Here is a 22,077-nt window from a genome sequence, read left to right on the forward strand (position 1 = left end):
CACCGCTCACTCGGGAGCCTCGAACCCCTTCGCGGTCCCGGCCTCGAGGGCGTTGGCCTCGTTCCACGAGTACTCGCGCATCTCGCCGGTGCGCATATCGGACTGCGGACCCAGCTCGAGCTGCCCGAGCCAGCCGGAGTAGGCGATGGTCGCACGGCTGTCCGCCTCCAGCGCCGTCCTCAGGACCTGGCGGCAGGCGTCGTAGTCGCCGCACTTCTCGGAGCCGGTGAGGATCGCCGGGAGCGCGGCGGCCAGTGCAGTGCCCTCCACCGCCAGCGCATGCTGCGCGGCCAGGCACGCCATGGTCACCGCGTCGTAGCCGTGCTGACCGTACCCGAAGCCCGTCTCCAGCAGCTCCCGGTCGCGAGTGAGCAGCAGGTTCTCCTGTTCCGAGGTCATCTCGGTGCCGGGCACCATGCCCGTGGCGGAGGTCAGGCAGTCCGGGACCAGGTCCTCCGCGACCGGGAGCTGCGCGTAGTCGACGGTCGCGGCCGGCGAGAGCCGCGCGGGGATCTCGATCGTGGGCCGCTGCCCCTCGTCGAGCGTCTCCTGGTAGAGGGCGGAGAGGAAAGGGGCGGCCTCCGCCCCGCCGTTGAACACGAGCAGCGCCGGTTCTGCCTTCAGCACCGCGTCGACCCGCTCGTCGACGGCGCCGAACTCGCCGACGGCGTAGAACTGCTCGTCCACGACACGTCCGCTGCGCGGATCGAGCACCTGCTTCAGCTCGTGGAGGAGGCTGCGACCCTGAGCGGTGTCCTCGGAGAGGTAGGCGACGGTGCCCCGGTCCCCGGCCTTGTCCGAACTGGAGCCGAGCGCGATCTCGGCGTACTCGGCGGCCAGGATCCTGTCGTTGGGCGAGAGGCGGATCAGCAGGTTCGCGGTCTGCACCTCGGTGGCGCGCACGGTCATCCCGGTGGTGAGCAGGTCGATCACCGCGAGACCCGCCTCGACCAGGGCCGGCATGGCGTCGATCAGCGACTCCTCGTCGATCGACGTGATCACGCAGGTCGCACCCGCCTCCGCCATCGCGGAGATCGCGTCGGTGAGGTCCTCGCCCGGCTCCTGCATCACATGGCGCTCGAGCACCTCCACCGGATGGCCGAACAGTCCGCCCCATCGAGCGTTCACGTCCAGGCGAGCCTCGTCGATCGCGATCGCGATCACGCCCTCGAACGAGGCCATCCTGCCGTAGTTCGCGCCGATCTGACCGATGACCAGCGGGACGTCCGGCTCCGAGAGCGCTTCGGCGGTGGGAGCGGTGGTGGTGGCACGCCGACGCCCGCGACGACCGCGCATCCCGCCCTCACCGCAGCCGGCCAGCGCGCCGGCGCCGAGGACTCCCGCCCCGAGCCCGTGCACCAGCGTGCGCCGTGAGATCGTCATCGCCCTGCTGTTCCCCTCTCGACCCGGCCCACCCCCGGGGCCGGCGCGGCCTCACTCCTTGCCCGGACCGCCCAGCTGATCGACGACGGCGTCGGCGACCTCGCGCATGGTCAGGCGGCGGTCCATCGACGTCTTCTGGATCCAGCGGAACGCCTCGGGCTCCGACAGCCCCATGTTCGTCTGCAGCAGACCCTTGGCGCGGTCCACGCGCTTGCGCGTCTCGAAGCGCTCACCGAGGTCCGCGATCTCGGACTCGAGCTGGGTGATCTGCTGGTGGCGGGAGATCGCGATCTCGATCGCCGGCAGCAGATCCGCCGGGGTGAAGGGCTTGACCACATAGGCCATCGCCCCGGCGTCGCGAGCGCGCTCGACGAGCTCGGCCTGGGAGAAGGCGGTGAGCATGACGACGGGGGCGAGATTGTCCTCGCCGATCCGCTCAGCGGCGGTGACGCCGTCCACCTGCGGCATCTTCACGTCCATCACCACCACGTCGGGGCGCAGCTCGCGCGCCTTCTCGACGGCGCTCTCGCCGTCGCCGACGGCGGCGACCACGTCGAAGCCCGCCTCGGTGAGCGTCTCGACGATGTCCATGCGGATGAGGCTCTCGTCCTCCGCCACCACGGCGGTGCGGCGCGGAGCATCCTCCTCGGGGCGTGCGTCGTCCTGGGCGTCGTCGGGAAGTGAAGTGGTGTCGTCAGTCATGTCGCCCTGTGTCTCGGAGAGGGCCTCCCCGGTCGGTGCCCAGCACCCACGCGGTCAAGGCCGATGGTCATCAGCGGTATCCTAATCCAGCCCTCCGGCTCGGGGGGCCGGCCGGGTTGGCGGAATGGTAGACGCGGCGCACTCAAAATGCGCTGTCCGCGAGGGCGTGCGGGTTCGAGTCCCGCACCCGGCACAGCGCAGCGAGGCACGTCGTGGGCGACGAGAGCCCGCGGACGAGACCGCGGAGCATCCGCGCGCACGCCCCCGACGAGAGCGACCTCCGGCACCTCACCCGCAGGTGAGAGGTGTCGAAGGTCGCATCCGGGGGGCGATCAGCTCCGCCGAACTGCCGATCTCCTGCCGCTCGTGCCTCGCAGCACGTCGATCAGCTCCGCCGACCTGCTGATCTCCTGCCGCTCGTGCCTCGCAGCACGTCGATCAGCTCCGCCGACCTGCTGATCTCCTGCCGCTCGTGCCTCGCAGCACGTCGATCAGCTCTGCGGCCCGGCGGCGATGCGGTCGGCCTCGATGCGTGCGGACTCGGTGCCGTCGAGGTCGCCGATGCGATGGACGCGCAGGGTGTTGGTCGAGCCGTGCACGCCGGGAGGGGAACCGGCGGCGACGATGACCAGGTCGTTCTTCTGCAGTCCCTTCTGCTCACGCAGCAGGTCGTCCACGACGCCGACCATCGCGTCCGAATCCTTCTGCATGGGCACCAGGTGCGCCTCGATGCCCCAGGTCAGCGAGAGCTGCCGGGCCACCTCGGGGTACGGGGTCAGCGCGAGCAGCGGGATGCTCGGGCGCAGCCGCGACAGGCGGCGCGCGGTGTCGCCGGACTCGGTGAAGGTCACCAGGTACTGCGCCGAGAGCTGGTCGCCGATCTCGGCGGCGGCCCGGGTGATCGCGCCTCCGCGGGTGTGCGGGATGGTGCCCAGCGGCAGGATGCGGTCCGCGCCGTTCTCCTCCGTGTTCGTGACGATGCGGGCCATCGTGCGCACCGCCTCGAAGGGGTACTTGCCCACGCTGGTCTCGCCCGAGAGCATGACCGCGTCGGCGCCGTCGAGGATCGCATTGGCGCAGTCCGAGGCCTCGGCGCGGGTGGGGCGCGGGCTCTCGATCATCGACTCGAGCACCTGGGTGGCGACGATGACGGGCTTCGCATTGCGTCGGGCGAGCTCGATGGCGCGCTTCTGGACCAGCGGGACCTGCTCCAGCGGAAGCTCCACGCCGAGGTCGCCGCGGGCGACCATGATGCCGTCGAAGGCTCCCACGATCGAGCGCAGGGCGCGCACGGCCTGGGGCTTCTCGATCTTCGCGATGACGGGGACGCGGCGGTCCTCCTCCTGCATGATCCGCAGCACGTCATCCATGTCGTGGGCGTCGCGCACGAAGGACAGGGCGATCAGATCGGCGCCGAGGGCGAGGCCCCAGCGCAGGTCCGCGATGTCCTTCTCGCTCATCGCCGGCACGGAGACGGCCACCCCCGGCAGGTTGATGCCCTTGTGGTTCGAGACCGGCCCCGGCACCTCGACCACGGTGGTGACGTCGGTGTCGGTGACATCGGTGACGCGCACCGAGACCTTGCCGTCGTCGATCAGCAGGACGTCCCCCGGGCGGCAGTCGCCCGGCAGACCCTTGAACGTGGTCGAGACGCGCTCACGGGTGCCGACGATGTCATCGGTGGTGATCGTGAAGGTCTCCCCGACCTCGAGCCGGTGAGGGCCGTCGGAGAAGTTGCCGAGACGGATCTTGGGCCCCTGCAGGTCGACCAGGATGGCGACGTTGCGACCGAGGTCGTCGGAGGCCCTGCGGATGTTGGCGTAGACCTTCTCGTGATCCTCGTGCGTGCCGTGGCTGAGATTCATCCGCGCCACGTTCATGCCGGCTTCGATGAGAGTCCGGATCTGCTCGTAGGTGTCGGTCGCGGGACCGAGCGTGCAGACGATCTTCGCTTTGCGCATGTCAACCCATCTGTAGTTCGTGTGAGGGCCGCGGCCCTCGGAGGGACAGCGCGCAGGCGCCGCCGGAGGGCCCGCGGCGTCGCGTGTTCTTCGACCTAGTCTTTCACACTGTGACGGGCTTCTCGCCGGGGCGCACCGGCCGCGGCAGGGAGGTGGACCCCATCAGGTGCTCGTCCACCGCCGCCGCGCAGGCTCTGCCCTCGGCGATGGCCCACACGATGAGGCTCTGACCTCGCGCGCAGTCCCCGGCGGTGAAGACGCCGGGCACCTTGGTGGCCCAGTTCCCGTCGTGCACGATGTTGCCGCGTGAGGAGATGTCCACACCGAGCTGCTCGAGCAGTCCGGGCCCCCTGGTGCCGCTGAAGCCCATCGCGACCAGCACCAGCTGCGCCGGCAGCACGGTCTCCGTGTCCGGCGTCGGGACGCGGGAGCCGTCGACGTACTGCGTGCGGGCGACGACCAGCCCCGTGACCGCGCCGTCCTCGTCGGTCTCCAGGCGCGTGGTCGAGGCGAGGTAGGAGCGGTCCCCGCCCTCCTCGTGCGCGGTGGAGACCTCGAACAGCACCGGATGCGTGGGCCAGGGCTGGGAGTCGTCGCGCTCGCTCGGCGGGCGGGTGCCGATCGCGAGGGTGGTCACCGACCGGGCGCCCTGACGCAGTGCGGTGCCGAGACAGTCCGCACCGGTGTCGCCGCCGCCGATGATCACCACGTCCTTGCCCTCGGCGGAGATCGGGTCGCCGACCCAGTCCCCCTCGACCAGGCGGTTCGCCTGAGTGAGGTAGTCCATGGCCGGATGGACCCCCGCGGCCTCGTGCCCCGGCACCGGCAGCTCCCGCGGGACGCTCGCCCCGGTCGCGAGCACGACCGCGTCGAAGCGGCTGCGCAGCTCCTCGACGCCGAGCGCCTCCGGGCCGTCCCCGCCGACGTCGACGCCGGTGCGGAAGCGGGTCCCCTCCGCGCGCAGCTGCTCCAGGCGGCGGTCCACGTGGCGCTTCTCGAGCTTGAACTCCGGGATCCCGTAGCGCAGCAGCCCGCCCAGGCGGTCGTCCTTCTCGAGCACGACCACGGCGTGACCGGCGCGGGTGAGCTGCTGGGCGGCGGCCAGCCCCGCCGGGCCGGAGCCGACCACGGCGACCCGGCGTCCGGTCTGACGGGTGGGCTCGACCGGCTCCACCCAGCCCTCCTCGAAGGCTCGATCGATGATCGAGACCTCGACGTTCTTGATCGTCACCGGCGGCTGGTTGATGCCCAGGACGCAGCTCGACTCGCAGGGAGCCGGGCAGGCGCGTCCGGTGAACTCGGGGAAGTTGTTGGTCGCGTGGAGGCGCTCGCTGGCCTCCTGCCAGTCGTCCCGGTAGACGAGGTCGTTCCACTCCGGGATCAGATTGCCCAGCGGGCAGCCCTGGTGGCAGAAGGGGATGCCGCAGTTCATGCAGCGCCCTGCCTGGCGGGAGACGACCGACAGGGTGCCCTTCTCGCGGGCCTCGTAGACCTCGCGCCAATCCATCAACCGCACGGGGACGGGCCGGCGGGCCGGCAGCTCTCGGTCGCGGTACCGCAGGAATCCTCGGGGATCAGCCATGGGTGGCCTCCATGATCTCGTTCCAGACATCGTTCGCATCGGGGTCGATCCCCTGGGCCACCGCGTTCTCGCGGATCCCGGTGATCGTGAGGAAGGCACGGGGCGCGATCTCGGTGAGCCGCCCCAGCAGCTCCGTCTCGTCGGCCAGCAGTGCCCTGGCCCTGTCGGAGCCGGTGCGCTCGGCGTGGTCGCGCAGCGCGTCCAGCACGAAGCCGCGGTGGTCCTCGCGCACCGGAGTGATCGAGAACCCGGCGGCGTCCTTCGGGTTCAGCGAGGCCGGGTCGAGGTCGAGCACGAACAGGGTGCCGCCGCTCATGCCGGCACCGAGGTTGCGGCCCGTCGGGCCCAGCACCAGGACCGCCCCGCCGGTCATGTACTCCGCGCCGTGGTCGCCGATGCCCTCGACGACCAGGGTCGCTCCGGAGTTGCGCACACCGAACCGCTCCCCCGCCGCGCCGGCCAGCAGCAGACGACCGCTGGTGGCACCGTACGCACAGGTGTTCCCCGCGATCGGGGCGGAGGTGAGCGACGGGGCGGTGCCCGCTCCGTGGCCGATGGCGACGACACCGCCGGAGAGCCCCTTGCCCACGTAGTCGTTCGCGTCACCGGTGAGGTGCATGCTGACGCCGCGTGGGAGGAAGGCCCCGAAGGACTGGCCGCCGGTGCCCTCCAGGTCCAGCACGACGGAGTCCTCGGCCAGTCCCTCGCCGCCGGTGCGGCGGGTGACCTCGTGGCCGAGCAGGGTGCCGGCGCTGCGCTCGACGTTGCGGACCGAGCCGAGGATGCGGACCGCGGGACTCGCGCCGTCGATCACCTGCTCCGCCTGCGCGATCCACGGGTGGTCGGGCGCCTTGTCGAGCTGGTGGTCCTGACCGCGGCGGCGGCGCGGGAAGTCGCCCTCGTGCACCCGGGGGGCGGCGAGGATCGCCTCGAGGTCGAGACCCTGGCGCTTGGCCACGCCGAGCGCGCCCCGGGCCGGCCGGTCCGTGCGCAGCCCCAGCAGGTCCGTGCGACCGATGGCCTCGTCGAGAGTGCGCAGCCCGAGGGCGGCGAGATGCTCGCGCACCTGCTCGGCGACGAACTGGAAGAAGGTCACCACGTGGTCGGCGCTGCCGGTGAAGCGGCGGCGCAGCTCCGGGTTCTGGGTGGCGACGCCGACCGGGCAGGTGTCCAGATGGCACACCCGCATCATCACGCAGCCGGAGACCACCAGCGGGGCCGAGGCGAAACCGTACTCCTCCGCGCCCAGCAGCGCCGCGATCACGACGTCGCGGCCGGTCTTCATCTGGCCGTCGACCTGCACGGTGATGCGGTCCCGCAGCCCGTTCAGCAGCAGCGTCTGCTGCGTCTCGGCCAGGCCCAGCTCCCAGGGGGTGCCGGCGTGCTTGAGCGAGTTCAGGGGGCTCGCGCCGGTTCCCCCGTCGTGCCCGGAGATGAGCACCACGTCGGCATGGGCCTTGGAGACGCCCGTGGCGACGGTTCCGACCCCGAAGCGGGAGACCAGCTTGACGTGGACGCGCGCGGCGGGATTCGCGGACTTCGCGTCGTGGATCAGCTGGGCGAGGTCCTCGATTGAGTAGATGTCGTGGTGCGGAGGCGGGGAGATGAGACCGATCCCGGGGGTGGAGTGCCGGGTGCGGGCGATCCAGGGGTACACCTTCTCCGGAGGCAGCTGCCCTCCCTCGCCCGGCTTCGCGCCCTGGGCGATCTTGATCTGGATGTCCTTGGCGAAGGTCAGGTACTCGCTGGTGACGCCGAAGCGGCCGGAGGCTATCTGCTTGATCGCGCTGCGGCGCTCGGGGTCGCGCAGGCGCTCGCGGTCCTCGCCGCCCTCACCGCTGTTGGACATGCCGCCCAGGCGGTTCATCGCGATCGCGAGGGTCTCGTGCGCCTCCTGCGAGATCGAGCCGTAGCTCATCGCCCCGGTCATGAAGCGCCGGGTGATCTCCTCGACCGGCTCGACCTCCTCGAGGGGGATCGGCTCCTGATCGTCCGTGCGCAGCTGCAGCAGACCGCGAAGGGTCATCAGGTTCTCGTGCTGCTGGTCGACCTCGTCGGTGTAGCGGCGGAACTCCTCGAACTGCCGGGTGCGGGTGGAGTGCTGGAGGCGGAACACGGTCTCGGGGGTGAACAGGTGCGGCTCCCCCTCCCGGCGCCACTGGTACTCGCCGCCCACGGGCAGCCCGCGGTGCGGGAGGCGGACGCCGTCCACCGGATGGGCGAGGGCGTGCCGGGCGGCGGTCTCGGCGGCGATCACGCCCAGGTCGATGCCGCCCAGGCGGCTGATGGTGCCCGGGAACCAGGACTCCACGAGATCGTGGGAGAGGCCGACGGCCTCGAAGATCTGGGCACCGCGATAGGAGGCGACGGTGGCGATGCCCATCTTCGACATGATCTTCAGGACGCCCTTGCCGAGCGCGGTCAGGAAGTTCCGCACGGCCGCCTCGGGCTCGAGATCGCTGACCACGCCGCGCTCGACGAGCTCCTCGACGCTCTCCATCGCGAGGTACGGGTTCACGGCGCTCGCGCCGTAGCCGATCAGCAGCGCGGCATGGTGGACCTCGCGCACGTCACCGGCCTCCACCACCAGCGCGGCCGCGGTGCGCCGACCCGTGCGCACCAGATGGTGCTGGACGGCGCTGGTGAGCAGCAGCGACGGGATCGGGGCGAGCGCCTGGTTGGTGTCGCGGTCCGAGAGCACCAGGAAGGTGGCGCCGTCGTCGATCGCGCGCGCGGCCTCCTCGCAGACCTCCTGCAGGCGCTGCTCGAGAGCCTCGGTGCCGCCGGCGACCGGGTACAGGCCCCGCAGGCGCACCGTGTGGAAGTCCGCGGTGGAGGGATGGGCGTCGACCGCGATGAGGGCCGCCAGCTCGTCGTTGTCGATGATCGGGAAGTCCAGGGACAGCTGCCGGGCGTGCTGCGGGGTGGCGTCCAGCAGGTTGCGGGAGCGTCCGATCGCGACGCCCAGGGAGGTGACGATCTCCTCCCGCAGCGAGTCGAGCGGCGGGTTCGTGACCTGGGCGAACATCTGCGTGAAGTAGTCGAACAGCAGCCGGGGGCGCTCCGAGAGAACGGCGATCGGGGTGTCCGTGCCCATCGCGCCGAGCGGTTCGGCGCCCTTGGCCGCCATGGGGGCCAGCAGCACCCGCAGCTCCTCCTCGGTGTAGCCGAAGGTCTGCTGGCGACGCAGCACCGAGGAGCGCGAATGGGTGACGTGCTCGCGGGCGGGAAGGGTGGTCAGCGCCACCTTCTGCTCCTTGAGCCAGGTGCTGTACGGGTGCTCGGTCGCGATGGCGTGCTTGAGCTCGTCGCTGGGGACGATCTCGCCCTTGCCGAGATCGAGCAGGAAGATCTCCCCGGGAGCGACCCGGCCGGTGCGGACCACGTCGGTGCGCGGCACGTCCACCAGTCCCGTCTCGGAGCCGAGGATCACCAGGTCGTCCTCCATCACCCAGTAGCGCAGAGGGCGCAGACCGTTGCGGTCCAGGCGCGCACCCACCTGGGTGCCGTCGGAGAACACGACCGCGGCGGGGCCGTCCCAGGGCTCCTGCAGCGCGGCATGGAACTCGTAGAACGCCCGCAGGTCGGGATCCATCGAGTCGTCGTTCTCCCACGGCTCGGGGATCAGCATCATCAGGGCGTGCGGGAGGGACCGCCCGGAGAGATGGAGCAGCTCGAGCACCTCGTCCAGCCCTGCGGAGTCGGACCCGCCGGGGGTGCACACGGGCAGCAGACGCTCGAAGTCCTCCCCGAAGGCATCGGTGCTCATCGATCCCTCGGCGGCGCGCACGCGGTTGCGGTTGCCGATCACGGTGTTGATCTCGCCGTTGTGGGCCAGGGTGCGGAAGGGGTGCGCGAGCGGCCAGGCCGGGAAGGTGTTGGTCGAGAAGCGGGAGTGGACGATCGCGAGCTCCGAGGCGAAGCGCGGATCGCGCAGATCCGGGTAGAACTCGTCGAGCTGGGCGGGGGTGAGCATGCCCTTGTAGACCATCATCCGCGTGGACAGCGAGGGGAAGTATCCCTCGCTGTCGTGCTCGACCCGCCGGCGCACCGCGAACGCCGCGCGCTCGAGGGCGAGTCCGGTGCGCTCCCCCGCGGCGTCGGCGAGGAAGACCTGCACCATGTCGGGGCGGACCGCCTCGGCGGACGGGCCGACGAGCCCTTCGGTGACGGGCACGTCCCGGGTGCCCAGCAGCACCATCCCCTCCTCGGCGGCGAGGCGCTCGACGAGGGCGAGCACCTCGCGCCGGCCGTCGGGATCGCGGGGCACGAAGGCGGTCCCGGCGGCATAGGCGCCGCTCGGCGGCAGCTCGAGGCCGGAGACCTCGCGCAGGAACGCGTCGGGCAGCTGCACCATGAGGCCGGTGCCGTCGCCGGTGTTCTCCTCGGCACCCACCGCTCCGCGGTGGTCGAGGTTGCGCAGCGCGGTCAGGGCGTGCTCGACGATGTCGTGCCCGGGACGGCCGCGCAGGGTGGCGATCATCGCCACGCCGCAGGAGTCCACCTCGCTGTCGGGGTGGTACAGGCCCTGCGGGGCGGGGAGGGAGCTGAAACGGGAGGTGAGGGGGAGCATGACGCGAGAGCCCTTCCGAGTGGGCGGCCAGAGACAGGGTCGTCGATCTCGACGAGCACCGGGTCGGGCCACGGCTCCCGAGGACGCTCAGCGTCGTGCGGGGGGCGGGCCCGAGGGACCGGGTGCGGGATCGGCGTCCGCGGAGGGGGGCGTGCCCGACTTCTCGACCTCGTCCTCGTCGGGGGCGTTGCCCTCGGTCTGCGCGGGCAGCTCGAAGGATCCGTCCGCGGCGACGACCTCTCCCCCGCGGCGCACGCGGCGGTGGGTGAGGAGCACGAACATGGCCACGCCCACCAGGACCATCAGGAGGGCGACCAGGGTGTGGATGCGCAGGGGCCCGACCATGAGCACGGGCTCGCTGCGGATCGCGTCGATGCCGGCCCTCCCGAGGGAGTAGATCGCCACATAGGCCCAGAACACCCGCCCGCCGGCCCAGTGGAAGCGGCGGCTCAGCAGGAGCAGCGCGCCGACGCCGGCGAGCAGCCACAGCTGCTCGTAGAGGAAGGTGGGGTGGTAGGTGCCGGGGACGCAGCCGACGATGGTCCGGCCGTTGGTCTCGCAGGTGATGTCCCAGCCCCACCAGGCGTCGGTCGCGGGTCCGTAGAGCTCCTGGTTGAACCAGTTGCCGAGGCGTCCGATCGCCTGCGCGACCATCAGGGTCGGGGCGATGGTGTCGGCCAGCGCCGTGAAGGACACGCCCTTGACGCGCGCCATGATCCAGGCGCCGAGGGCGCCACCGGCCACGGCGCCGTAGATCGCGAGCCCTCCCTGCCAGATGTAGAGCGCGGAGAGCGGATCGCCGCCCGGGCCGAAGAAGGGCTCCGGCGAGGTCAGCACGTGCCAGAGCCGGGCCCCGATGATCCCCGCGACCACGGCGACGAAGACGATGTCGAACAGGGCGTCCCCGTCGCCGCCGCGCTTCTCCCACCGCTTGCCCGCCCACCACATCGCGACGGCGATCCCGGTGAGGATGCACAGCGCGTAGAAGTGGATGGTCAGCGGTCCGAGGGAGAGGGCGGAGATCGGCGAGCTGGGGATCATGTCCGTCCTCCCGTCAGGTCTCGGTACGGGCGCGCTGGACGCCGGCGCGCAGGTCGTCGGCCACCGCCGCGAGGGCGATGCGGCTGCCCGCGGCGTCGTCCCCGTTCTCGAGCAGCGCACGCACGAAGGCGGAGCCGACGATCACTCCATCAGCGTACGCGCCGACCTGCGCGGCCTGCTCACCGTTCGAGACGCCCAGACCGACGCAGACGTTCTTCGCTCCGGCGAGGCGAGTGCGCTCGACCAGGCCTTCCGTGGCCGCGGAGACGCTCGACCGGGTGCCGGTGACCCCCATGGCGCTGGCCGCGTAGACGAATCCGCGCGTGTGCGAGACCACATGCTCGAGGCGGTCGCGCGGGGAGCTGGGGGCGACCAGGAACACGCGGTCCACGCCGTGCTCCTCGCTCGCCGCGATCCAGTCCTCGCCCTCGTCGGGGATGAGGTCCGGGGTGATCACGCCGGCGCCTCCCGCGCCCGCGAGGTCGCGGGCGAAGGCGTCGGGCCCGTAGGCGAGGACCGGGTTCCAGTAGCTCATCACCAGGATCGCGGCGCCGCGGCCGGACAGGGCCTCGACGGCTTCGAGCACGTGCCGGGTGCGCGTGCCGCCGGCCAGGGCGGCGGAGGCGGCCTGCTGGATCACCGCCCCGTCCATCACGGGATCGGAGTACGGCAGGCCGAGCTCGATCATGTCCGCGCCGTGGTCGATGAGGATCCCGGCGGCCTCGATCGAGCGCTCGAGATCGGGGAAGCCGACGGGCAGGTAGCCGATCAGCGCGGAGCGGTTCTCGGCGCGGGCGCGGTCCAGGACCTCGTCGGCGCGCAGGCGATGGGTGTCGGTGACGGTCATCGGGACTCCTCTGCCCGGTCGGGCGCGGCGGTGGGCGCCGCCGGCGTGGGGGCGGACGCGGCGGCGGGCGCCGCCGAGGCCGTCGCGCGGGCGGCGTCCCGCAGCGCGGCGAGGTCGGCCCGGGCCGGGTCCTCGCCGACCAGGCCGAACCAGCGCGAGGCCGTGTCCACGTCCTTGTCGCCGCGGCCCGAGAGGCTCACCAGGATCACGGCGTCCTCCCCCAGCTCGCGGCCCAGCTCGAGCGCTCCGGCGAGGGCGTGCGCGGACTCGATCGCCGGCATGATGCCCTCGGTCATGGACAGCAGCGCGAAGGCGTCCATCGCCGGTCCGTCGTCGATCGCGCGGTACTCGGCACGGCCGATGTCCGCGAGCCAGGCGTGCTCGGGTCCGACGCTGGGGTAGTCGAGCCCCGCGGAGACGGAGTGCGAGGGGATGGTCTGGCCGTCCTCGTCCTGCATCACGAAGCTGCGCGCGCCGTGGAGCACGCCGGCGGAGCCGCCGGTGATGGTCGCCGAATGCCGTCCGCTGGAGATCCCGTCCCCACCGGCCTCGCAGCCGACCAGGCGCACCAGGGGGTCGGTGTCGTCGAGGAAGGCGTGGAAGATGCCCATCGCGTTGGAGCCCCCGCCCACGCAGGCGACCACGGCGTCCGGCAGACGGCCCGTGCGCTCGAGGGTCTGGGCGCGCGCCTCCTCGCCGATGATCCGGTGGAAGTCGCGCACCATCGCCGGGAACGGATGCGGCCCGGCGACCGTGCCCAGCAGGTAGTGGGTGGTCTCGACGTTGGCGACCCAGTCGCGGAACGCCTCGTTGATCGCGTCCTTGAGGGTGCGCGATCCCTGCTCGACGGCGACCACGTCGGCCCCCAGCAGCCGCATCCGGGCGACGTTGAGCGCCTGGCGCTCGGTGTCCTCGCCGCCCATGTAGATGGTGCAGTCCAGCCCGAACAGGGCCGCGGCGGTGGCGGTGGCCACGCCGTGCTGCCCGGCGCCGGTCTCGGCGATCACGCGGGTCTTGCCCATCCGCCGGGTCAGCAGCGCCTGGCCCAGCACGTTGTTGATCTTGTGGCTGCCGGTGTGGTTGAGGTCCTCGCGCTTGAGCAGGATGCGAGCGCCCCCGGCGAGCTGCGAGAAGCGCGGTGACTCGGAGAGCAGGGAGGGCCGTCCGGTGTACTCCGAGGCGAGGTGCCGCAGCTCGGCGAGGAACTCGGGGTCGATGACCGCCTTCTCGTAGACCTCGGTGAGCTCGTCGAGCGCGGGCACGAGCGCCTCCGGCAGGAAGCGCCCGCCGAAGTCGCCGAAGTAGGGTCCCGCCTCCGAGCGCAGCGCCGTGGAGGGGCGCGCGAGATCGGTGCGGACGGGTGCGGGCTCGGGGGTGCTCATGCCCGATCTCCTTCCGGGAGGGGCCGGCCGCGGCGGGCGACCCGGCGGTACGAGGCGACGGCGTCGGCCGGATCGCCCGAGGTGACCAGGGCCTCGCCGACCAGCACCGCGTCGGCGCCGGCGGCGGCGTAGGCCTCGACGTCGTCGACGGACGCGACGGCGGACTCCCCGATCGCGAGCGGACCGGCGGGGATCCGTCCCAGCAGGTCCGTCGCGCGGGCCAGGTCGACGGTGAGGTCCTTGAGGTTGCGGGCGTTGACCCCGATGAGGTCCGCCCCGAGGGCGAGGGCGCGCTCGAGCTCGGCAGGGGTGTGGGTCTCGACCAGCGCCTGCATGCCGAGCTCGGCGCTGAGTGCGTGCAGGTCGCGCAGCCGGGCGTCGTCGAGGGCGGCGACGATGAGCAGCACGAGGTCGGCGCCGTGAGCACGGGCTTCGAGCACCTGATAGGGCTCGACCACGAAGTCCTTGCGCAGCACCGGGACGTCGACGCGCTCACGGACGGCGTCGAGGTCGGCCAGGGTGCCGCGGAAGCGTCGCTGCTCGGTCAGCACGCTGATCGCGGACGCGCCGGACCGGGCGTAGACCTCCGCGAGCCGGGCGGGCTCGGGGATCTCGGCGAGGGTCCCCTTGGAGGGGCTGGAACGCTTCACCTCGGCGATCAGTCCCATCGTGGTGCCGTCGCCGACCAGGTGCGCCCGGGCGTCGAGAGCGGGTGCCGCGGCGTGGGCGCGGCGGGCGATCTCGCTCTCCGGCACCGCGGCGCGGCGCGGGGCGAGGTCCTCGCGCACGCCGACGATGATGTCGTCGAGGACGGTTCCGGTGGTGGTCACGCAGGCCTCCTGCAGCGGATGGGGGCGGCGCCGTGAGGGCGCCGGGACGGTCGTCGGGCGCTCAGGCGCCGACGTACGAGACGGGGGCGAGGAACCAGAACATCGGCAGGTTCCGCAGCACCGCGTAGAGGACCGCGATGCCGACCAGTGCAAGCAGCACCGTGCGGGACGGCATCACATCGGTGCGCAGGCCGCGTGCACGGCGCACGGCCCAGACCAGCAGGCCGACGCCGACCAGCGGGAGCGCCGTGATCACGAGGGCGTTGCTGCGCAGCGCCAGCATCAGGTCCCCGGCGAGCAGGGCGTGGACGGAGCGGATCGCGCCGCAGCCCGGGCAGTCCAGCCCGGTGAGCTGGTGGACGAGGCACAGCGGGACGTGGGTGCGGAACGGGTCGAAGACCAGCTGCACCCCCAGGGCCAGCACGACCCCGGTCGCGCCGATGGCCAGCGGCAGCAGCGCCCGACGGGGTCCGTGGGCGGGCGCGTGGGGCACGGCCTCGCCGTGCCGCTCCCGCGCCGCCGTGGTCACCTCGCCTCGGCCTCGGCGGGCTCGTGGCCGCGGGCGTTCGCGCCGCCCTGCGCGGTGGCCTCGGCGGCGGCGTGCCCGTAGCGGCGCGGCTGGCCGAGCCCGGCGACCGACAGGACCACGCCGGCGACGACGGCGAGGGCCACGAGGCCGGCACCCACCCAGATCAGGACGGCCTGGTCCGGCAGGACCATGCCAGCGGCGATGACCACGGAACCGACGACGATGCCGAGGTTCATGGTCCACCCGGCGACGGTCTTGCCCTCGTTGTGATGAGGGGGCGGCGGCACGGCATAGGTCTTGGGCATGGTCCTTCTCCAGTCAGGGTCCCGGTCCAGGCCATTGTGCCATGTCATCGGGGGCCCGGCGGTGCGTCGTCCACCGGCGGTCACGGGGAGTCGCCCCCGGGTGAGCGGCTTCACCGCCCCGAGGCGGCTCCTCCGTCGGGCGAGCGGCCGTCGGGCGCGGGCGCTCCCCCGTCGCTCCCGGGCGCTCGGCCGTCGGACGCGGGCGCGTCGGGCTGCTCGGGCTCGGGAGCCGCGAGGCTCGGATCCTCCCCCCGGGTCAGGGCGTCCCAGGCCGCGGCCGGGTCCTGCGCGGGATCGGCCGCAGCGGCGGGAGCGGCCACGGCCGCGCTGCGATAGCGGGTGCGCACCGGCCAGCTGCGGCCGGCCCACAGCACGAGCGCGCCGGTCGCCGCCACCGCGAGCGCGGGGACCAGCGCGAGCAAGGGCCAGGGGGTGGTCCCCGCCTCGACCGCTGCACCGAGCACCCCGGTCGCCGAAGTGACGGAGGAGCGGGCGGCGGCCTCCGGATCGGCGAGGGCGTCGGCGATCGCGAGGAGCGAGCCGGCGCCCGCCAGCACGAGCACGGGTCCGGTGAGGAAGCGCACCCAGAAGGTGGAGAGCGACGTGGTCAGCGCGGCGGCGAGAGCGACCAGGGAGAGGGCGAGCACGGCCGGGGCGGCCTCGGAGCCGAGCACGCCGATCTGCTGCGCGGAGCCGGTGAGGTCGGGGGCGCTCGCCTCGATCCAGGTGGTGCGGGTCGCGCCGGCCAGGAGCGCCGAGGCCGCGGTGGCCGCGAGCACCGTGGTGCGTCGGCCGGGCATCCGGCGGTCGGGAGCGGACCGGGAGCTCGAAGCGGACTGTGCGCTCATGCCGGCCGGAGGGTGTCGGCGGCGGCCGCTGCCCGCAGCGCGGCGGCGGCCTTCGACTGCGTCTCGCGGAACTCCATGGTCGCGTCGGAGTCCGCGACCACTCCCCCGCCCGCCTGCACGTGGGCTGTGCCGTCCTTGATGACCGCGGTGCGGATCGCGATGGCCATGTCCATGTCTCCCGCGAAGTCGATGTAGCCGACGGTGCCCCCGTAGACGCCGCGGCGCACAGGCTCGAGCCGATCGATGATGCGCATCGCCGAGGGCTTCGGGGCGCCCGAGAGGGTGCCCGCGGGGAAGGTGGCGCGCAGCGCGTCGTACGCCTGCGCGTCCTCCTGCAGGTGCCCCGTGACGGTGGAGACGATGTGCTGGATGTGGGAGAAGCGCTCGATGTGCATGAAGTCGCGCACCACCACGGTGCCGGGAGCACAGAACTTCTGCAGATCGTTGCGGGCGAGGTCGACGAGCATGAGGTGCTCGGAGCGCTCCTTCGGGTCGGCGAGCAGCTCGGCGCCCAGGCGCTCGTCCTCCTCGGGGGTCGCACCCCGCGGACGGGAGCCCGCGATGGGGTGGGTGGTGGCGGTCGTGCCGCGCACGGTGACCAGGGACTCCGGGCTCGCCCCCACCACGTCGATGGGCTCGCCGTCGGCGTCGACCGTGCGCAGCAGGTACATGTAGGGGCTGGGGTTCATGCGTCGCAGCACCCGGTAGACGTCCAGCGGGTCCGCGGCGATCGGCAGCGAGAAGCGCTGCGAGGGCACGACCTGGAAGATCTCGCCGTCGACGATGTCGCGCACCGCCTCCTGCACCGCGCGCTCGTACTCGAGCCGCGAGGTGCGGGCCTTCGGCTCGAGCTCGCGCACCGGATCATGGACGAGCGGGCCGCCGGCCACCGGAGTGCGCAGGCGCTCGCGCATCGCCTCGAGCCTCGCCAGGGCGTCGTCGTAGGCGGCGTCCACGCCCTCGTCGGTGGCGTTGAGGTTCAGGGCGTTGGCGACGAGCACCACGGTGGCGTCGTGCGCGTCATGGACCACGACGTCCTGGGCGAGCAGCATCGAGAGGTCCGGGATCCCGATCTCGTCGGGCGGCGGGTCCCCGAGCTTCTCCCAGTACCGCACCGCGTCATAGGCGACGAAGCCCACCATGCCGCCGGAGAAGGGCGGCAGGTGCGGCTGGCGGGCGGCTCGGAAGGCACTGGTGACCTCGCGGAGCGCCTCGACGGGGCTGCCCGAGACGGGCACCCCGGCAGGGACGTCGCCGCGCCAGCGGGCCTCGCCGTCTCGCTCGGTGAGCACCGCGCGGGCGCGGGTGCCGATGATCGAGTAGCGCGAGGCCTCGCCCTCTCCCGCGGACTCGAGCAGGAAGGTGCCGCGGGTCCCGCCGTCGGCGGTCAGGCGCCGGTAGAGGGAGACCGGGGTGTCCTCGTCGGCGAGCAGCCGCACGCTCAGTGGGACCACGCGCTGCCGGGCGGCGAGCTCGCGGAAGGTCTCGCGGTCCGGCACGATCGTGCCGAGCGCCTCGCCCTCGCGGCCGCCGACCTGTTCCGGGTACGCCTCGGCGCGGGCATCGGGGGTGGTGTGCTCTGCGCTCATGCGCTCCGCTCCGTCGGGTCCAGGACGACGGCGCCGAGATCGCCGCCGTCGAAGCAGGTGTCGGTGCCGCGATGGCAGGCCGCACCGACCTGGTCGACCTGCACCAGCAGGGTGTCGCCGTCGCAGTCCAGGGCGACCGAGCGCACCCACTGCACGTGACCGCTGGTGTCGCCCTTGCGCCAGTACTCGGCACGGGAGCGCGACCAGTAGGTCACGCGCCCGGTGGTGAGGGTCCGCCGCAGCGCCTCGTCGTCCATCCAGCCCACCATGAGCACGCGCCCGTCGGAGGCGTCCTGCACCACCGCGGTCAGCAGACCGGCGCCGTCGCGCTTGAGCCGGGCGGCCAGGGCGGGGTCGAGGCCCGCCGCGAGGTCGGGATCGCCTGCGGGGCGGGGGCTGCGAGCAGGGTCGTCGGGGAGCTGTGCCGCGGTGCTCACAGGGCTCGTCCGAGTTCCTCGGCGCGGTCGGTGCTCTCCCAGGTGAACTCGGGCAGCTCTCGGCCGAAGTGGCCGTGCACCGATGTCAGGGAGTAGATCGGCCGCAGCAGGTCCAGGGCGTCGATCAGCGCGGCGGGGCGCAGGTCGAACACCTTGCGGACAGCGGCCGCGATCTGATGCGAGGGAGCGTGGCCGGTGCCGAAGGTCTCGACGTACAGCCCGACGGGCTCGGCGACGCCGATCGCGTAGGCCACCTGCACCTCGCAGCGGTCCGCGAGGCCGGCCGCGACGATGTTCTTGGCGACCCAGCGCATCGCGTAGGCGGCGGAGCGGTCGACCTTGCTGGGGTCCTTCCCGGAGAAGGCGCCGCCGCCGTGACGGGCCATGCCGCCGTAGGTGTCCACGATGATCTTGCGGCCGGTCAGGCCCGCGTCGCCCTTGGGCCCTCCGAGCACGAAGCGTCCGGAGGGGTTGATGTGGGTGACCACCTCCGAGGTGTCCAGGCCCAGACGCTCGAGGTCCTCGAGCACCGGGGCGATGACGACCCGGGCGATCGCGGGCGCCAGCTGGGAGACGAGATCGACCTCCTCGCTGTGCTGGGTGGAGACTACGACGGCATCGACGGTGCGGGCCACACCGTCCTCGTCGTACCCGATCGAGACCTGGGTCTTGCCGTCGGGGCGCAGGTAGGGGAGCACGCCGTCGCGGCGTGCGGTCGAGAGGTTGCTCGTCAGGCGATGGGCGGCGTGGATCGGCAGCGGCATCAGCTCGGGGGTGTCGCGGCAGGCGTAGCCGAACATCAGCCCCTGGTCGCCCGCGCCGAGCCGGGAGAACGCCTCGGCGGCGAGGTCGCCGCGCGCCTCGAAGGAGGTGTCCACGCCCTGGGCGATGTCCGGGGACTGGGCACCGATGGAGACCTCGACCCCGCAGGAGTCGGCGTCGAAGCCCTTCTCGGAGGAGTCGTAGCCGATATCGCGGATCACGTCGCGCACGATGGTCGCGACGTCGCTGTACCCGGTGGTGCGGACCTCGCCGGCGACGTGCACGAGGCCGGTGGTGACCATGGTCTCCACCGCGACGCGAGCGCCCGTGTCCTGCGCCAGCAGATCGTCGAGGATGGCATCCGAGATCTGGTCGCAGATCTTGTCGGGGTGCCCTTCGGTGACCGATTCGGACGTGAAGGTGCGCAGCTCGCTGGTGGTCATGGGGATCAGCGTACTTCCGGCAGGGAGGTCAGGAGCCGGTCGAGCACGGCGTGGGCGACGAGCGTCTTGCTCCCCTCGGCGCGCGCGACCTCCTCGCCCTCGCGGTCCAGGATCCGCACCGAGTTGTCGGCGGCGCCGAAGACGTCGCCGGTGATGTCGTTGAAGACCAGCAGATCAGCGCCCTTGCGACGCGCCTTGGCCCGCGCGAGCTCGAGGGCGGAGGCGCCCTCTCCGCCCGTCTCGGCGGCGAACCCGACGATCGCGGGCCGGTCCCCGCCGGTCTCTGCGCGATCGAGCACACTGTGACGCAGGATGTCCTGGGTGCGGCGCAGGGCGAGGGCGGGCACCGAGTCCGCGCCCTCCGCGTCGTCCTTCTTGATCTTCGAGCCAGAGCGTTCGGCGGCGGTGAAGTCCGCCACGGCGGCGGCCATCACCAGGGCGTCCACCTCGCGGCGGTGCGCGGCCACGGACTCGGCGAGCTCCTCGGCGCTGCCCACGTCCTGGCGCAGCGCGCCGGGCGGGGTGTCGAGGTCGACGTTCGCGGCGAGCAGGCGCACTCTCGCCCCGCGCACGAGGGCGGCGTGGGCGAGGGCCCAGCCCTGCCGGCCCGAGGAGTGGTTGGCCAGGAACCGCACCGGGTCGAGGTCCTCCCGGGTCCCGCCCGCGGTGATCAGCAGCTCGCGGCCGGCGAGGTCGCGGCGCACTCCCCCGTCCTCGTCCCGTGGAGCGGCCAGCGCGGCCCGGGCGGCGTCCAGCAGCGCGGCGGGCTCGGGGAGCCGGCCGGCCCCCGAGTCGGGACCGGTGAGGCGGCCGACGGCGGGCTCGAGCACGGTCACCCCGCGCTCCCGCAGCACGGCGACGTTCTCGCGCGTGGACGGATGCTCCCACATCTCGGTGTGCATCGCAGGGGCCACCACCACCGGGGCACGGGTCACCAGGGCGGAGGCCGTGAGCAGATCATCGGCGCGACCGATCCGCAGCCGGGCCAGCAGGTCCGCGGTCGCGGGCGCGATCACGAGCAGATCGGCCTCCTGGCCGAAGCGGACGTGAGCCACCTCGTCCACGTCTTCGAAGACCGAGGTCAGCACCGGATGGTGACTGAGCGCCTCCCAGGTCGCGGCTCCCACGAACTCGAGGGAGGCGGCGGTGGGGACGACGCGGACCTCGGCCCGCTCACCGACAAGACCGCGCACCAGGTGCGCGGTCTTGTAGGCGGCGATCCCCCCGCCGACGCCGACCAGGACACGGGCACCGTCGAGGGTGCGCTGCATGCTGCTCATCGGATCGTCCGGCAGGGGCCGGGATCAGAGGGGGAAGTCGGTCGGCGGGATCTCGGGGGCGTCGTCGCCGAGCAGCAGGGGGGCCGGGGCGTTGGGATCCGGCTCGTTCTGTGCGGCGTACTCCTCCTCGTCGATCTCGCGGACCGTGAGCAGTCCCTCGTCGATCTCGCGCAGCGCGATCGAGAGCGGCTTCTCCTGGTTCTCGACGTCGACCAGCGGGCCGACGAACTCGAGCAGCCCCTCGGAGAGCTGCGAGTAGTAGGCGTTGATCTGGCGGGCTCGCTGGGAGCCGTACAGGACCAGGGCGTACTTCGAGTCGACGGTCTCGAGCAGACGGTCGATCGGGGGGTTCGTGATGCCTTCGGGCTGGGCGACTGTTCCGGCCACGGATGTCCCTTCGAGAGATTCGGCGTGCGACGCTCCAGGATACGCCCTCCGACGCTCGGGGGCGAGCGAGGCGTCGCGCGGGGTCAGGTGAGGTCGCGCACGCCGAGCAGGCGGGCGAGGTCGTCGGCGGCGCGGTCCACCGAGTCGTTGACGATCGTGACGTCGAACTCGTCCTCCGCGGCGAGCTCGACGCGAGCGGTCGCGAGCCGGCGCTCGCGCTCCTCGGCGTCCTCGGTGCCGCGGCCCACCAGTCGGTGGACGAGCGTGTCCCAGTCCGGCGGCGCGAGGAACACGAAGCGCGCCTCGGGCAGCGACTCGCGGACCTGCCGGGCACCGGCGAGGTCGATCTCGAGCAGCACCGGTCGCCCCTCGGCGACCTTCTGCTCGACCGGACCGCGCGGCGTGCCGTACTTGTTGCGCCCGTGGACCACCGCCCACTCCAGCATCTGGCCGGCGTCGATGAGGGAGCTGAACTCCTCCTCGCTCACGAAGCGGTAGTGCACCCCGTCGATCTCGCCGGGGCGCGGAGCCCGCGTGGTGGCGGAGACCGAGAGCCAGATCTCCGGGTACCGGGCGCGGATCGCCGCGGAGACGGTGCCCTTGCCCACCGCGGTGGGACCGGCCAGAACGGTCACCGGGGCCGGCGCCGTCGTGGCGCCGGCCCCGGTGGGGAGGTCGTTCACTCGGAGAAGTGCGTGACGAGCTTCTCCGCCTGATGCGAGCCCAGACCGCGGATCTTGCGGGACGGGGAGATGCCGATCTCCTCCATGATCTGCTGGGCCTTGACCTTGCCCACGCCGGGCAGGGCCTCCAGGAGTGCGGAGACGCGAAGGCGACCGACGATCTCGTTGGTCTCGGCCTCCTTGAGGACCTTCTGAATCTCCTCGCCGCGATGGCCGGCGCTGTCCTTCAGCCGAGCCTTGATGGCGGCGCGCTCGCGTCGAGCTTCGGCGGCCTTCTTCAGGGCCTCGGCCCGCTGCTCAGGGGTGAGGGGAGGGAGAGCCACTGTTCTTACCTCTTGTTCTCTTGCTGGTGACGTGGAGATCCGGGAGGACCTCGGTGTGGGAAGAGCGTAACCCCATATTCGTGGCAGAGGGCACTTTTGACACGCACAATGCCAGGTCCGGTGCGAATCGGCGCCGTCAACGAGACTGGAGGGACGACTCGTGCAACCGCTCTCCCGACTCTCCGGCGGC

Annotated in this window: 19 protein-coding genes and 1 tRNA gene; 1 reads left to right on the plus strand and 19 read right to left on the minus strand. The window is 72.4% G+C overall.

All coding sequences use genetic code 11. The features are described 5' to 3' along the window. Positions 1-6: 6 nt before the first annotated feature. Positions 7-1,383 (minus strand): ABC transporter substrate-binding protein, encoded by a 1,377-nt coding sequence (locus tag ACT3SP_RS03635; protein WP_444585870.1) that lies wholly within the window; start codon positions 1,381-1,383, stop codon positions 7-9. Positions 1,384-1,434: 51 nt separating this feature from the next. After that, positions 1,435-2,085 (minus strand): ANTAR domain-containing response regulator, encoded by a 651-nt coding sequence (locus ACT3SP_RS03640; RefSeq protein WP_444585871.1) that lies wholly within the window; start codon positions 2,083-2,085, stop codon positions 1,435-1,437. Positions 2,086-2,195: 110 nt separating this feature from the next. Here ACT3SP_RS03640 and ACT3SP_RS03645 point away from each other — a divergent pair. After that, positions 2,196-2,278, plus strand: a tRNA-Leu gene (locus ACT3SP_RS03645). 298 nt (positions 2,279-2,576) lie between these two features. On the opposite strand, the gene pyk is transcribed toward ACT3SP_RS03645, so the two are convergent. The 17 genes from pyk to mihF all read right to left on the minus strand — a co-directional run bounded on the left by pyk (position 2,577) and on the right by mihF (position 21,887). After that, entirely contained in the window at positions 2,577-4,046 is a 1,470-nt protein-coding gene (pyk, locus tag ACT3SP_RS03650) for a pyruvate kinase (protein ID WP_444585872.1), read from the minus strand. 103 nt (positions 4,047-4,149) lie between these two features. Continuing rightward, positions 4,150-5,628, minus strand: coding sequence for a glutamate synthase subunit beta (locus ACT3SP_RS03655; protein WP_444585873.1), 1,479 nt, complete (start codon positions 5,626-5,628; stop codon positions 4,150-4,152). Further along, positions 5,621-10,201, minus strand: a complete 4,581-nt coding sequence (gltB, locus tag ACT3SP_RS03660) for a glutamate synthase large subunit (RefSeq protein WP_444585874.1) — start codon at positions 10,199-10,201, stop codon at positions 5,621-5,623. The genes ACT3SP_RS03655 and gltB overlap by 8 nt, the downstream gene beginning before the upstream one ends. Positions 10,202-10,288: 87 nt before the next feature. Further along, positions 10,289-11,242 (minus strand): prolipoprotein diacylglyceryl transferase, encoded by a 954-nt coding sequence (gene lgt, locus ACT3SP_RS03665; RefSeq protein WP_444585875.1) that lies wholly within the window; start codon positions 11,240-11,242, stop codon positions 10,289-10,291. A 13-nt stretch (positions 11,243-11,255) separates the two neighbouring features. After that, on the minus strand, positions 11,256-12,089 hold the full coding sequence (trpA, locus tag ACT3SP_RS03670; RefSeq protein ID WP_444585876.1) for a tryptophan synthase subunit alpha: 834 nt from the start codon (positions 12,087-12,089) through the stop codon (positions 11,256-11,258). Continuing rightward, positions 12,086-13,471 (minus strand): tryptophan synthase subunit beta, encoded by a 1,386-nt coding sequence (gene trpB / locus ACT3SP_RS03675; protein ID WP_444585877.1) that lies wholly within the window; start codon positions 13,469-13,471, stop codon positions 12,086-12,088. Before trpB ends, trpA begins: the two co-directional genes overlap by 4 nt. Beyond that, positions 13,468-14,301, minus strand: a complete 834-nt coding sequence (gene trpC, locus ACT3SP_RS03680; protein ID WP_444585878.1) for an indole-3-glycerol phosphate synthase TrpC — start codon at positions 14,299-14,301, stop codon at positions 13,468-13,470. The genes trpB and trpC overlap by 4 nt, the downstream gene beginning before the upstream one ends. 61 nt (positions 14,302-14,362) lie before the next feature. After that, positions 14,363-14,830 carry a DUF2752 domain-containing protein gene (locus ACT3SP_RS03685; RefSeq protein ID WP_444585879.1) on the minus strand — a complete coding sequence of 156 codons (468 nt, stop codon included), beginning with the start codon at positions 14,828-14,830 and terminating at the stop codon, positions 14,363-14,365. Then, a complete protein-coding gene (locus ACT3SP_RS03690; RefSeq protein ID WP_444585880.1) occupies positions 14,827-15,135 on the minus strand; it encodes an HGxxPAAW family protein in 309 nt (102 codons plus the stop codon). The genes ACT3SP_RS03685 and ACT3SP_RS03690 overlap by 4 nt, the downstream gene beginning before the upstream one ends. A 110-nt stretch (positions 15,136-15,245) precedes the next feature. Then, complete coding sequence (locus ACT3SP_RS03695; protein WP_444585881.1) at positions 15,246-15,983, minus strand: Trp biosynthesis-associated membrane protein; 738 nt, start codon at positions 15,981-15,983, stop codon at positions 15,246-15,248. Continuing rightward, complete coding sequence (locus ACT3SP_RS03700) at positions 15,980-17,572, minus strand: anthranilate synthase component I (protein WP_444585882.1); 1,593 nt, start codon at positions 17,570-17,572, stop codon at positions 15,980-15,982. The genes ACT3SP_RS03695 and ACT3SP_RS03700 overlap by 4 nt, the downstream gene beginning before the upstream one ends. After that, complete coding sequence (gene hisI, locus ACT3SP_RS03705; RefSeq protein ID WP_444585926.1) at positions 17,569-17,919, minus strand: phosphoribosyl-AMP cyclohydrolase; 351 nt, start codon at positions 17,917-17,919, stop codon at positions 17,569-17,571. The genes ACT3SP_RS03700 and hisI overlap by 4 nt, the downstream gene beginning before the upstream one ends. An 86-nt stretch (positions 17,920-18,005) precedes the next feature. After that, positions 18,006-19,214: a methionine adenosyltransferase gene (gene metK, locus ACT3SP_RS03710; protein WP_444585883.1), complete on the minus strand. Its 1,209-nt coding sequence runs from the start codon at positions 19,212-19,214 to the stop codon at positions 18,006-18,008. 5 nt (positions 19,215-19,219) lie between these two features. Further along, positions 19,220-20,494: a bifunctional phosphopantothenoylcysteine decarboxylase/phosphopantothenate--cysteine ligase CoaBC gene (gene coaBC / locus ACT3SP_RS03715; RefSeq protein ID WP_444585884.1), complete on the minus strand. Its 1,275-nt coding sequence runs from the start codon at positions 20,492-20,494 to the stop codon at positions 19,220-19,222. A 24-nt stretch (positions 20,495-20,518) separates the two neighbouring features. Continuing rightward, entirely contained in the window at positions 20,519-20,881 is a 363-nt protein-coding gene (gene rpoZ, locus ACT3SP_RS03720) for a DNA-directed RNA polymerase subunit omega (RefSeq protein ID WP_444585885.1), read from the minus strand. An 83-nt stretch (positions 20,882-20,964) separates the two neighbouring features. Continuing rightward, positions 20,965-21,564, minus strand: coding sequence for a guanylate kinase (gmk, locus tag ACT3SP_RS03725; RefSeq protein WP_444585886.1), 600 nt, complete (start codon positions 21,562-21,564; stop codon positions 20,965-20,967). Next, entirely contained in the window at positions 21,561-21,887 is a 327-nt protein-coding gene (gene mihF, locus ACT3SP_RS03730) for an integration host factor, actinobacterial type (RefSeq protein ID WP_444585887.1), read from the minus strand. Before mihF ends, gmk begins: the two co-directional genes overlap by 4 nt. Positions 21,888-22,077: the final 190 nt, after the last annotated feature.

The sequence above is a fragment of the Brachybacterium sp. AOP43-C2-M15 genome (genome assembly GCF_052446295.1).
In the GTDB taxonomy this organism is placed as follows: Bacteria; Actinomycetota; Actinomycetes; order Actinomycetales; family Dermabacteraceae; genus Brachybacterium.